Below are 12099 nucleotides of genomic sequence, written 5' to 3'. Positions count from 1 at the left end.
GCTGGGGCAGCAGATGGAGCAGATTTGGGTGCTCGTCGAGTACGTCCACCAATCGCTCTTGCAGCGACTGCTTGGTTACCCGCGCCGGTGTCAAAGAAGCCAATCAGGCTATTAAGGTTCTGTGACTGGTCACTCATCGCTTCACTGCTGGCCGCGGCTTGCTCGACCAGTGCAGCGTTCTGCTGGGTTACCTGCTCCAGCTGCATAATTGCCTTGTTAACCTGCTCGATACCAATGGACTGCTCTTCGCTCGCCGCGGCAATCTCGGCAACGATTTCACTCACACGTTTCACCGCGGCAACAATCTGCTCAAGGCTGGAACCGGAATCACTCACCAGGCGAGTACCTTCTTCCACCTTCTCAACACTGTCGTTGATCAGAGATTTGATCTCTTTAGCCGCACTCGCACTGCGTTGTGCCAGGTTACGAACTTCCGCAGCAACAACTGCGAAGCCACGACCCTGCTCACCGGCGCGTGCAGCCTCAACAGCAGCATTAAGCGCAAGAATATTAGTCTGGAACGCTATCTCGTCGATCACACCGATAATGTCTGCGATCTTCTTACTGCGGGAGTTAATCTCACCCATGGCAGTCACAGCGGATGCCACGATCTGGCCACCTTTCTCAGCCTGCTCACGTGCTCCGTCTGCAAGACGACTCGCATCCTTAACGTTATCTGCATTCTGCTTAACGGTGCTGGTCATCTCTTCCATGGAAGAAGCGGTTTCTTCCAGGCTGGCCGCCTGCTGCTCTGTACGCTGGCTCAGGTCTGTGTTGCCGGCAGAGATCTCTCCTGCCGCAGTACCGATATTCATCGATACTTCACGGATCTCGGTCACCATACCCAGTAGATTGCTGATAGATGAATTCACAGACTGCTTCAATGCGCCAAATTCACCTTCATAGTCCGTGGTAATCTGGTTCGTCAGATTACCCTCTGCCAACCCCTTAATTACAGTAGAGGTGTCGCGGATTGGACGGATAATCTCATCCATCAGACGGTTAATGGACTCGCACAGTGATTTGGTGAATCCCTCAGTTTGCGGAATTTCAAGACGGTTGGTTAATTCGCCTCGCAGGGCACCCTCAATCAGATCCTGAATCGCATTCTCAGTTGCTATTTCATCAGTAATATCACGCCACTCGACCATGTTGCCACGGTACTCTCCCTCACTGTTGGTGATCATGGTTGCAGTGATTTCCAGTACAACACCCGGCAATTTGATTTGTCCGGTGTATGGCAACCTACTCGGGTCAGCAAGCAACTGCTGCTGGTGAGCAGGGTGACGATGGAACACGTCGATCGTTGTTCCTACCAGGTTATTCACATCAAAGGATGGTAAGTGCTGGCGCAAGGTGGCTTCACGACGGGCCAGCAGGCGGTGTGCTGCAGGGTTCAAGAAAGTGATGATGCGGTTTTCATCACACATCATCAGCGCGTTACTCGCACCTTCCACACCAGAACTCATGCGATCCGCTTCATCCTGTGCGTGACGGCGTGCTGTTTCATCATTCCACTGAACGATGTATCCCAGCTTCTCTCCATTCTTGTTGTAAAGAGGTCGCGTCTCGTGCTCGAACAGATATGGCCCTGGAGTGATTACACCCTGGCGGGAATCACCCGGCCCCATGGCACGCAACATCTGCTTAATAGGCTCAGGGTCTTTGTGGTAGCGATGGATACTGCCTCCCACCACCTCACTGGCACGAAAACCCGGAATGTACTGAGCAATATCACTTTCAACCGAGCTCAGTACGTCGCGCGCTTTCTTGTTTACGAACACGATATCTTCTTCGACATTGGCGATCATAATGTTGATCGGCGCATGCTCCATAATGTCTGACATTACATCAAGATCATCAAAAATCGCGGTCATGGTCTGTTCACCTCTTTATCGCATTACCATCCGGTGGCTGCGTTTTTCTTATCGGTCTTTTCACCTGCAGCGGTGCAAATCAATAGACCCAGATTATTTTGCTAGCAATGCGCTCAGGCGCCAGCTTCGTTAACCAGTGAAAGCTCATCGGAGTTCAGCAAACTGTCGATCTCGATCACAATCATCAACTTTTCATCGACCGTTGCCAGCCCTTTAACAAACTCGGAGCGAAGTTTTCCACCCAGATCCGGCGCCGGTTTCAGGTCTTCCGGTTTAACGTTGTAAACATCAGATACAGCATCAACAACGATACCCATCAGGCGTTCGCGCTCTTCACACTGAACACTCAGTACGATTACGACCGTCATCGGGCCGTACTCCAGTGGCGGCAGACCAAAGCGCTCGCGCAAATCGATAATCGGTACGATTGCACCACGCAGATTCATAACCCCTTTAATGTAATCCGGAGTATTTGGGATTGGTGTGGTTTTACTCCACCCCTTGATCTCCTGCACGCGCAGAATATCTACACCGTATTCTTCCTCAGCGATAATGAAGGAGAGGTACTGATCCTCCCCCACGGATACGCCCATGCCGAGATTTGTTTCTTCAACGTTCTGCACAGAGCTGTTCATTGCCGCTCTCCTGCCTTTTGCTTGATCATGTTCTCGCCTTTACGCTGCACTTTTGCTTGCCATGCGTACGATAGCCCCAGCATCCAGAATTAACGATACGGTTCCATCACCTAGAATGGTCGCCCCCGAGATCCCGGTTACCGGTTTAAAGTTAGTTTCCAGACTCTTGATAAATGCCTGCTGCTGCCCGAGCAGGTCGTCTACCTGCAGTGCAATCTTTTCTCCGTCGCCCTCTACAACCACCAGCAAATCGTGCTCCTGACCCGCATTGGCTGGACGCTTAATATCAAACAATTCATACAGTTTAACGACAGGGATGTAATCCTCTCGCAGGTGATACAGCTCGTTTTGCCCTGCAACAGTTTTCATCTGCTCCGGCTGAATCTGCAAAGATTCCACGATGGAGATCAGCGGCACGATAAAGGTTTCATCACCCACTGTTACCAGCTGCCCATCCAGAATCGCCAACGTGAGCGGGAGGCGAATGGTAAATCGAGTACCTTCGCCTGGCGTGGAGTCAAGTTCGATATGGCCGCCCAGATCACGGATATTCCGGCGCACCACATCCATGCCGACGCCACGTCCAGACAGATCACTGACCTCTGCTGCAGTAGAGAACCCTGGCTCGAAGATCAGTTCCAACGCTTTATCTTCCTGAACCTGTTCATCTTCACCCAGCAAGCCCTTTTCGCGGGCCTTGGCAATAATGACGTCCTTATCGAGCCCCTTACCGTCATCAACAACCTCAATAACGATATTGCCGCCCTGATGGTAAGCATTCAGTTCGATGGTACCAACTTCATCCTTTCCAGCCTTACGGCGATCTTCCGGCATCTCGATGCCATGATCGAAGGAGTTGCGCACCAGATGCACCAGCGGATCACCGATCTTCTCCATCACGGTTTTATCCAGCTCAGTCTGCTCACCGGTGGTTACCAGGCGCACCTTTTTATCCATTTTGGTGGTCAGGTCACGGATCATGCGCGGGAAGCGGCTGAATGCAAAGCTGATTGGCAGCATACGGATGCTCATAACGGCATCCTGCAACTCACGGGAATTACGCTCCAACTGAGCGAGACCATCACGCAGGTGTTCTATCTCCTGCAAACCGGTGTCTTCCAGCTTTTCACCCAGCTGCGCCAGCATTGCTTGCGTGATCACCAGCTCACCGGCCATATTGATCAGCGCATCAATTTTCTGTGTGCTAACGCGGATCGAACCGCCTGCTTCACTGTTTTTACGCTCGCGGGCAATACGCCCCGATGTCTTTGCAGATGGTTTAGGCGTTGCAGCCGGGGCTGGAGTTGGAGCAACGTCTGTCACAGCCGCCTTCTCTTCCTGCTGAGTAGGCTCGCTTTGTACGCTGCTTTCTTCAGCCTCAGGTTCTGACTTCACATCAGAATCGATCGCAACCTCTGTGCTGATAGCTTCTGAAGCATCAGGCGCCGGCTCAATGATATCCGTAACGGCAACCTCAATCCGCGCTGTTTCAGGCTCTGGTTCCGGGTCTGGCATCGGCTCACACTGTGGCTCGGGTTCTGCGCTAGCAGGAGACGTCACTAACTCTTCGACTATAACAGCCGGCTCTGGTGGAGATAGAGGCTCAACAACCTCATCCGACACCAGCGGCTCGTCCATATCCGTAGTAACTGGCTCCGCGATCTCGGTTTCCGGTGCCGTACCGCTACCCAGTACCGTTTCTCGCAGATAACTTACAGCATCCTGACCGGATGCTTCTTTCCGGCTCGCTTCCTGTTCTGCGATGATTGCGCGCAGCTGATTGGCATGTGCTTCCTGCAAAGGCTCAATAATCAGTTCACACTGATTCATCACCGGCGCAAAGACAGCACGGATTGCGTCGGCATCAGCTTCGGTAATGATGTTGATATCCCAGGCCAGATAGCACTGTTCTGGATTGATACGCTGCAATGCGGGCATCACATTGGCATCACATTTAACGTCGACACCACCCAACTCGGTAAGCTGATTGATCAGCTCCAGCGGGTCATAGCCGCTCAGGAACAGATCGTGATCCGGTACAAACTGAACTGCCCATCCAGGCATCGTGAAGTCGTCTGCAGGCGCAAGCAGCGCGTCCATTCCGGCATCTTCAGTTCCGCTCGGAACGGCTAGTTCGGCATCAGCTGCCGCAAGCTCATCCAGTATGGACTCTTCCTGATAAAACGCGGGCTCTTCAGCCTGGGATGGCTCAGGCTCGACAACGGGCTCAGGGTCAGGCACGGAAATAACGTCCAGCTCAAGCTCTGGCACCTCCAGGATTTCCTGTACAACAGGCTCTGCACTCTGGATATTAGGCTGACGGTTTTCCAGCGTTGCAGACAGGCGCTCTTTCAGATTGGCAATCAGTGTCGCATCGTTTTCACTGCCATCTTTTAACGCGTCGAACATACCCCGCAGGGCATCCACACATTCCAGCAGCAAGCCAACAATGGGCATGTCGATCTTGCGTACGCCTTCGCGCACCTGATCAAGCAAGGTTTCCATAAGGTGGGTAAAACCAGCTATCTCGTCCAGGCCCAGCATACCGCTGCCACCTTTGATAGAGTGTGCGCCACGAAAGATCGTATTGATCAGCTCAGTATCATCGCCGCCATTATCAAGCTCCAGCAGTGAGGTCTCCATATCAGAGAGCGCCTCCATGCTGTCTTCCATCAGCACGTCTAAAAATTCGCTGGTATCAATACTCATAGCTATTGCTCTCTTTTACAAAGCCAGTGCAAATCATGATTACTATGCTCCGTTCAAATCAGACCAAGCTGTTCTTTTAAGCCGAGCGAAGCTGCGGCCTCAAGAAACGGGGCAGAGCATTTTTTCCACTCAACTCTGTGACCGTTTTGCTTCTGAGCAATTACAAAAGCGGTAAGTGTTTGTAGCGAAGATGCGTCGATCGTAGCAACTTCGGAGGCGCTGATGGAAACATCAGAACGAGATGCAGCTAACTCGGTCAGCTGTAGGTGCAAAGCCCGCACACCAACAATGGACGGGCTTTCAGGCAGGTTAAACTCTTGCATAGGTAAACCCGATCTATCCTTTACTAGCGGAGGATCCCTAGAATTCTTCTAGAGGTGTTCGGCGCACGGCATCATAACTTTAGAACTTTTCGTGCCGGGTCGACACGAAGGTTCAATGTGCTGCATACAGCCTAGGATAAAAGTCAGGCTTGTCCAGATTGTCGCGTAGCTTTATTTGCTAAAGTAGCGACTTTCTATAAATTCTTTTAGGGCGCGGATCGTTTCAAACTCCCCTCTCTGGACGATCAACGCATGACCAATCGCGAGGGACAGCTTCTCCGCTTCAGCGCGCTTTTCCAGATCTTCGATCGTCTCGATATCTGCCACATGCGCAAGCCCAATGGTGCGACGGATCATCTCGGTACCGGCGTAACCCAGGGTATCCTGGAACACCTGATCCAGATACCAGTCCAGATAGGCCTTCTGGCAAAGGGTTGGCTCGGTTCCGTGTTCAGATACCAACGCACGAAACTGTTCAGCGAATGTCGTCCACACGGTCTCAGCAGTTTCCAGCAACCACTGCTGATACGCCGTCCGCTCTTCCTGCTCGCCGGTTTGTTGGCTCTGACCTGCAAAGTTCAGGAACAGGTTGCCGATAATAGAGCCCACATCAAAGGCCGCCGGACCGCAGAAGGCAAATTCCGGATCGATTACCTTGGTGCCGGTGTCGCTGGCAAATACCGACCCAGAGTGCAGGTCACCGTGCAGCAGCACTTCAGGCTGACTCAGGAAACGTGCTTTCAGTTTAGCCACCTCACGCTTCAGGACTTCATCGTCCCATAGCGCTTCCGCTTGTTCGCGAACAAAGTCATTGATGTTGTTGCGTTCGTGGTCACAGTACGGATCCATAAAGAAGAGATCTTCGGTGATCTTGCACAAGTCTGGGTTGATAAAGCCGCGCACCTGTTCTTTTTTCTCGTAAGCATCCAAATAGAAATCAGAGGTGTAGAACAGTGTAGATGCCAAAAAGCGCCCAAGGTGTTCACCCAGCAGAGGTAAGCGACGACGCTCGACCAGCAGATGACGCAAATTTTCCTGCGCACCGATATCCTCCATCACAATGGCACACAGCTCAGCATCGAAGTGATACACATGCGGCACCAGGTCCGGGCAATATTTACCGGCAATGAGCAAAGACTCCGCTTCGATACGAACACGATCCTGAGAGAGCGGCCAACCCTCCCCAATAATACGAACATACGGCAGTGCCTGTTTTACAATCACGCTTGGACCGTTGGCTGCGGCAATGCGATACACAAAATTAATGTTGCCATCACCGATCTCTGACACCGTCAGTTCATCGTCTGCCGCAAACAGATCCGTGTGCTCACGCACAAACAGGATCAACTCTTCATCTTGTTCGAATTTTCTGAAGCTCATAAGGAGACCTTTGTTACCAGACACTACCGAAGCCCCTCAAGATACCTGTTAACTCCGCAGGAATAAATATGGCAGTTTAACCCCCAAACAAGCTCTGCTAAGGTACGGCGCATATTATCCGTTACGAGCGCCTGCACCGATGAAAGACCTTATCGCCACCAGCATCCGTTGCATCAACAATCAGCTGGAAGTCCTCGATCAGCATCAACTGCCCCACTGCGAGCGCTGGCTTCCATGCAACAGCGCTGCAGAAATGATCGATATGATCAAAAAGCTGCAGATTCGTGGTGCGCCGCTGATCGGTATTGGTGCCAGCGTGCTGCTTGCACGTCTGGCGGAGGAAGGTTTGCCCGAACCAGAGCTTCGTGAAGCAGCTGAACAACTGCGTGCAGCCCGCCCAACTGCGGTTAACCTAATGAACAACCTCGATTCCATGCTCCAGGCACTCAACGTTGGTGGCCCAGCTGCACTGCCTTTACAGGCAGTGCGACTGTTTGAAGAGGATATTGAGTTATGCCAGAAGATGTCTGCTAACGGCGCAGCTTTAATAAAAGCTGGCGCTAACATTCTGACTCACTGCAATACCGGCAGTCTGGCGACTGCGGGAGCAGGCACAGCCATCGGCGTGATTACCGAACTGCAAAAACAAGGGAAGGCGCCCCATGTGTTCGTCGATGAGACCCGCCCTCTATTGCAAGGTGGACGCTTGACCGCCTGGGAAATGCAGCAGCTCGGCATGGATTACACCCTGATCTGCGACAACATGGCTGCGATGCTGATGGCCCAAGGTAAGGTAGACGCGATTCTGGTTGGCTCGGACCGCATTGCTGCCAACGGCGATTTTGCCAACAAGGTGGGCACGTACTCGCTAGCCGTGAATGCCCACTACCACAATGTGCCGTTTTACGTCGTAGCGCCCTACACCACCGTTGATCTTGAATGCCCAAATGGCGATTCAATCCCGATTGAACAACGCGGTGCAGCAGAGGTACGCGGTGTGAGCGGTAGCTTTGGTGACGTATGCTGGAGCCCAGCCGAAGCCAAGGTATTTAACCCGGCCTTTGACGTAACACCAGCCAAGCTGGTTACGGGATGGATTCTGGACAACGGTGTGTTTGATCAGGCTCAGATCGCGGCCGGCGCTCTGGCTAACCGATAACTCCGCACAAGTTTATCAATATACGCGCAAGATAACGGTATAAGTCGTCAGACACAAAAAAGCCCGATTCAAACTACGAATCGGGCTTTGTAGATTCAGCATTTACTACCTTGCTCCGGCAGCGAAAACCGATCAGCTATCGAACTTTGGAAAACCGTCGGCGATCTCGTCACCGGTATAGTTCGCGACCCAGCCATCTGGATTGTTAAAGAAGCGGATTGCGGTAAAGTCCGGGTTCGGCCCCATATCAAACCAATGTTTGGCATTGGCAGGTACCGAGATCAGGTCGTCTTTGCAACAGTGCACTTTGTATACCCTGTCGTCCAGATGCAGGTAGAACATCCCTTCACCGCGCACAAAGAAACGCACCTCGTCTTCACTGTGCGTGTGCTCGCTAAGAAACTTCTGACGCAGTTCATCCTTCATCGGGTTGTCAGATGCCAGGCTGATGGTATCGACGGTGACATATCCCTCTGCGGCCTGCAGTGCTTCGATCTGAGCACTATACGTGTCCAGGATTTCGTCTGCAGAGGTTTCCGCCGTCAGCGGCGCTGATGCTTCCCAGCGCTCGAAACGCACACCCACTTCGGCCAAGGCTTGTTTAATCACTGCACCGTCTTCAGTTTGCTGCAGCACCGACTGAGGATTGCTTTCCGGATAGATCGTTAACGCGCTCACGTGTTACTCCTTACAGTTCGATCTCGTCAAAACTACATACAACCGGATGCGCACTGCTTTCCGGCTCTTCATCCCGTGCCAGCAACGTGGTTTGCATGCCCGCATCACGCGCCGCATCCAGCTCCTCTTCCACGTCGGACAGGAACAGCACCTCAGCTGCTGGCAACCCCATCGTCTCTGCAATCGCCTCGTAGGATGCCTGCTCACGCTTATGCCCGGTTGTGGTGTCGAAATAGCCGCTGAACAGTCCGGTGATATCACCGGCATCACTGTAACCAAACAACAGTTTCTGCGCCTTCACCGAACCGGAGGAGAACACATAGAGCTTGAAGCCTTGTTCATGCCAACCCTGCAGGTAGGTGATCGCATCATGGTAGAGATGACCGGTAAAGTCACCCTGCTGGTATCCGTTAACCCAGATCAGCCCCTGCAATGCCTTCAGCGCGGTGACTTTCTTATCCGCCTCGATCCAGCCGAGAAAAGCATCAATCAGTGTCTCTGCGTCGGCATCCGGTTGACCGATCTCCTGCCGGGCATCATCCAGAATCTGCTGAACGGCGGGTTCTTGCAGGTTTGCGCGCACATAGTCGGGCAGATGTTTAGCTGCATACGGAAACAGTGTTTTGTGAACGAAGTTGATATCGGTGGTTGTGCCTTCGATATCGGTCAAAATAGCTCGAATTGCCATCAGTTTGCTCCAAGTCGGCGCATCTCCAGCGCACAGGCAAATAGAAATTCCAGACCTTCCAGGTGACGACGGGCCTCTTGCATATCACGCCCCCAGGCATAAAGACCATGCCCACTCACCAGAAAACCCCATTGCAACGGCTGATCAGCCCAGCGCGCACTGAGCTGATCAGCCAGCAGTGTCATATCCTGGGTATTGTCGAATACCGCCAAGCGGATGGTTTCATCATGGGTAGCGTTACCCGAAAGGGATTTCTGCATCTCATAGCCGGACAGCTCAAACCAGTCACTGGTCTCCAGGCGGGACAGGACGGTTGAAGCGACAGAGTGGGTATGCAACACCGCACCGATCTGCCCATCCAATGCGTACAGCCGGGTATGCAGCAGTGTCTCGGCGGAAGGTTTACGACCGGCGAGGTCACCTATCGGTTCGCCATTAAGATCAACGACCAGAAAATCGTCATCGGTCAGATGCCCTTTATGGCAACCTGACGCAGTGACCAAGGCACTGTCGGCATCCAGTCGGATAGAAAAATTACCACCCGTCGCCGGGCACCAACCCTGTTGGTCGATCCAGCGTCCGGCCTCAATAATCTGCTGTGCGTGCACCTTAAACCTTACTATTACAGCTATGAATAAGGTCGCTAGTGTACTGCAAATGCGCTGTCACGACAGTCTGCATTTACAGCGATGAAATCTAATGCGGCAAATAGATCTCGAAATGGGGGTACTTGCTCAGTTCCGGATCGCCCTGCTCTCCGGACCAATGCAGACGGTGAGTAACCACACCTTCATCGTACAATCGATCCGCCAGGCCACGTACGTAACCACCAAACCAGTGCCAACGTCGCAGGTCCTCGGGGTCAATATCTGCCGGCATAACATCGACGGCCATTGCCGGTTTATCGTTGTGATGACTTTCAGGCCAGTGGAAACCGGATCGGCCTTCCTCAAACGCCTTCTCCTGTTCATCCCTGGAACGGTGACCACAACTAACTTCACAATCAATCGTACGTTCTACCGCGGTAAAGATTGCCTGAAGATCATGATGACAAGTACTCAGCTGTTGCTGGCTTTGTTTACTGAAACTTGGCATGACCAACTCCTCCTAAGCGCAGATTTGACAGGGGTTCCAGTAAAAAAGATAGCGTAGAACAAAAAAGCCCGGCGGCGGATTACTCCGCAACACCGGGCTTATCATGCAACTTATTCATCTAACGAGGATAAATCACTTAGTGCTGGTGACCACCTACACCGTGGGCGTGACCGTGATCCAGCTCTTCCTGCGTAGCTTCACGGACTTCCATCACTTCCATATCAAACTGCAGGTGTTTACCCGCCAGCGGATGGTTGGTGTCCAGGTCCACGTTCTTCAAGCCCACTTTAACAACTGTCGCATCACGCGCGCCATGTTCGGTGTTCACTTTTACGGTCTGACCCGGTTTCAGACGACCTTTGGTCAGCAGATGCTTGATCGGTACGCGCTGTGTATTGCCTTCCTGACGCTCACCGTAGCTATCAACCGGCGCCAAAGTAGCGCTGACTTTGTCACCTACGGACTTGCCCATCAGTGCCTCTTCCAGCTTCGGGAAGATGTTCTGGTGGCCCACCAGAAATGCCATTGGGTCCACATCGTAGGAAGATTCCACCTGCTCACCATCAACTTCGGTCAGCACGTAGTGGAATGTCACAACAGTATCTTTAGTAATTTCCATTTTTTTCTCTCAGTTCTGCCCCCAGGGTGAAGCCTGGGTCTTCATATACAGCTCTTCCACCTTGGCCCGCGCCCACGGGGTCTTTCGCAGGAATTTCAGGCTCGACTTCACGCTCGGATCACTTTTAAAACAGCGAATATTGATCAGCTCACCCAGCCGTTGCCAGCCGTAGTGTGCTTCAAGCTCCGTCACGATACGTTCCAGCGTGATACCGTGAAGCGGGTTATTTTTCTGTGTGGTCATCTACTTACCTGGTCGCAAGATGGCGAATTATTGCGACATATTATACGCCAAAGCATAGCTTGACGAATCGCTTATCTTAAACGAGTTTTAAGATAAGGAATGATCAATCCAAAACAGGCCATGCTGGCACTGAGGTGCTCAATGAGCGATCCACTTTGGCAACCCAACGCAGAGCAGATCCGCAGCTGCCAGATGGGGCAGTTCATGCGGTTAATCAACTCTCAACACCACCAGCACCTGACCACCTACGGTGAGCTTCACCGCTGGTCTATTAAACACCCCCAGGTGTTCTGGAAATTGTTATGGGACTTTGCTGAGGTTGTCGCATCCGCCGAGAGCGAACATGTACTGGAGCAGGAGCGACCCTTTTACAAAAGCCGCTGGTTTCCCGATGCCAAGCTTAACTTTGCCGAAAACCTGCTGCGCTACCGCGACAACGAACCTGCCCTTGTTAATTGGAACGAAAGCGGTAAACAGAAAACACTCTCTTACGCCGAGCTCTACAAGCAAGTCGCGCAACTTTCTGCCGCATTAAAAGCACAAGGGATAAAGCCAGGTGATCGCATTGCCGGCTACCTGCCCAACAGTCCCGAAGCAGTTATCGCAATGCTGGCGGCCACCTCGCTTGGTGCAGTCTGGAGCTCCTGTTCACCCGACTTCGGTGTTCCGGGGACACTGGATCGCTTTGGTCAG

At 52.5% G+C, this 12099-nt stretch carries 13 protein-coding genes; 2 read left to right on the top strand and 11 right to left on the bottom strand.

Annotation, left to right across the window (positions count from 1 at the left end; all coding sequences use genetic code 11):
• The 5 genes from ACEQ15_RS14865 to mtnK form a co-directional block, all read right to left on the bottom strand.
• Nucleotides 1-1877: methyl-accepting chemotaxis protein (locus ACEQ15_RS14865; RefSeq protein ID WP_370280004.1), on the bottom strand; the 1877-nt coding region annotated here is incomplete at its 3' end.
• A gap of 113 nt (nt 1878-1990) precedes the next feature.
• The gene (locus ACEQ15_RS14860) at nt 1991-2512 is read right to left on the bottom strand and encodes a chemotaxis protein CheW (RefSeq protein ID WP_370280003.1); all 522 of its coding nucleotides are present in this window, start codon (nt 2510-2512) and stop codon (nt 1991-1993) included.
• Between the two features lie 39 nt (nt 2513-2551).
• Nucleotides 2552-5221 carry a chemotaxis protein CheW gene (locus tag ACEQ15_RS14855; protein ID WP_370280002.1) on the bottom strand — a complete coding sequence of 890 codons (2670 nt, stop codon included), beginning with the start codon at nt 5219-5221 and terminating at the stop codon, nt 2552-2554.
• Nucleotides 5222-5274: 53 nt separating this feature from the next.
• Nucleotides 5275-5544, bottom strand: coding sequence for an STAS domain-containing protein (locus ACEQ15_RS14850; protein ID WP_370280001.1), 270 nt, complete (start codon nt 5542-5544; stop codon nt 5275-5277).
• A gap of 171 nt (nt 5545-5715) precedes the next feature.
• On the bottom strand, nt 5716-6924 hold the full coding sequence (mtnK, locus tag ACEQ15_RS14845; protein ID WP_370280000.1) for an S-methyl-5-thioribose kinase: 1209 nt from the start codon (nt 6922-6924) through the stop codon (nt 5716-5718).
• 139 nt (nt 6925-7063) lie between these two features.
• Between mtnK and mtnA the strand changes: the two genes are divergently transcribed.
• Complete coding sequence (gene mtnA, locus ACEQ15_RS14840) at nt 7064-8083, top strand: S-methyl-5-thioribose-1-phosphate isomerase (protein ID WP_370279999.1); 1020 nt, start codon at nt 7064-7066, stop codon at nt 8081-8083.
• Between the two features lie 132 nt (nt 8084-8215).
• Here the strand turns inward: mtnA and ACEQ15_RS14835 are convergent, their stop codons facing one another.
• From ACEQ15_RS14835 to ACEQ15_RS14810, 6 genes are all read right to left on the bottom strand, one after another.
• Nucleotides 8216-8761: an acireductone dioxygenase gene (locus ACEQ15_RS14835; protein ID WP_370279998.1), complete on the bottom strand. Its 546-nt coding sequence runs from the start codon at nt 8759-8761 to the stop codon at nt 8216-8218.
• A 10-nt stretch (nt 8762-8771) separates the two neighbouring features.
• Nucleotides 8772-9449 (bottom strand): acireductone synthase, encoded by a 678-nt coding sequence (gene mtnC / locus ACEQ15_RS14830; protein ID WP_370279997.1) that lies wholly within the window; start codon nt 9447-9449, stop codon nt 8772-8774.
• Nucleotides 9449-10057, bottom strand: coding sequence for a methylthioribulose 1-phosphate dehydratase (locus tag ACEQ15_RS14825; RefSeq protein WP_370279996.1), 609 nt, complete (start codon nt 10055-10057; stop codon nt 9449-9451). Before ACEQ15_RS14825 ends, mtnC begins: the two co-directional genes overlap by 1 nt.
• A gap of 88 nt (nt 10058-10145) precedes the next feature.
• Nucleotides 10146-10544, bottom strand: a complete 399-nt coding sequence (locus ACEQ15_RS14820; RefSeq protein ID WP_370279995.1) for a hypothetical protein — start codon at nt 10542-10544, stop codon at nt 10146-10148.
• A gap of 136 nt (nt 10545-10680) precedes the next feature.
• Nucleotides 10681-11163: a peptidylprolyl isomerase gene (locus ACEQ15_RS14815; RefSeq protein WP_370279993.1), complete on the bottom strand. Its 483-nt coding sequence runs from the start codon at nt 11161-11163 to the stop codon at nt 10681-10683.
• Between the two features lie 9 nt (nt 11164-11172).
• A complete protein-coding gene (locus ACEQ15_RS14810) occupies nt 11173-11406 on the bottom strand; it encodes a VF530 family DNA-binding protein (protein ID WP_370279992.1) in 234 nt (77 codons plus the stop codon).
• A gap of 141 nt (nt 11407-11547) precedes the next feature.
• On the opposite strand from ACEQ15_RS14810, the gene ACEQ15_RS14805 reads away from it, so the two are divergent.
• Nucleotides 11548-12099, top strand: a 552-nt coding sequence (locus ACEQ15_RS14805; RefSeq protein WP_370279991.1) for an AMP-binding protein, incomplete at its 3' end; no start/stop codon positions are given.

Origin of the sequence: Pontibacterium sp., from assembly GCF_964228735.1 — a bacterium.
Taxonomy (GTDB): domain Bacteria; phylum Pseudomonadota; class Gammaproteobacteria; order Pseudomonadales; family Balneatricaceae; genus Pontibacterium.
Note: the sequence above shows the minus strand (reverse complement) of the source record. Positions and strands in the feature narration are given on the sequence as shown.

Coding starts and splice junctions, on each gene's coding strand:
- ACEQ15_RS14860 (WP_370280003.1), bottom strand. CDS start 2,512: ATGAACAGCTCTGTGCAGAACGTTGAAGAAACAAATCTCGGCATGGGC.
- ACEQ15_RS14855 (WP_370280002.1), bottom strand. CDS start 5,221: ATGAGTATTGATACCAGCGAATTTTTAGACGTGCTGATGGAAGACAGC.
- ACEQ15_RS14850 (WP_370280001.1), bottom strand. CDS start 5,544: ATGCAAGAGTTTAACCTGCCTGAAAGCCCGTCCATTGTTGGTGTGCGG.
- mtnK (WP_370280000.1), bottom strand. CDS start 6,924: ATGAGCTTCAGAAAATTCGAACAAGATGAAGAGTTGATCCTGTTTGTG.
- mtnA (WP_370279999.1), top strand. CDS start 7,064: ATGAAAGACCTTATCGCCACCAGCATCCGTTGCATCAACAATCAGCTG.
- mtnC (WP_370279997.1), bottom strand. CDS start 9,449: ATGGCAATTCGAGCTATTTTGACCGATATCGAAGGCACAACCACCGAT.
- ACEQ15_RS14820 (WP_370279995.1), bottom strand. CDS start 10,544: ATGCCAAGTTTCAGTAAACAAAGCCAGCAACAGCTGAGTACTTGTCAT.
- ACEQ15_RS14815 (WP_370279993.1), bottom strand. CDS start 11,163: ATGGAAATTACTAAAGATACTGTTGTGACATTCCACTACGTGCTGACC.
- ACEQ15_RS14810 (WP_370279992.1), bottom strand. CDS start 11,406: ATGACCACACAGAAAAATAACCCGCTTCACGGTATCACGCTGGAACGT.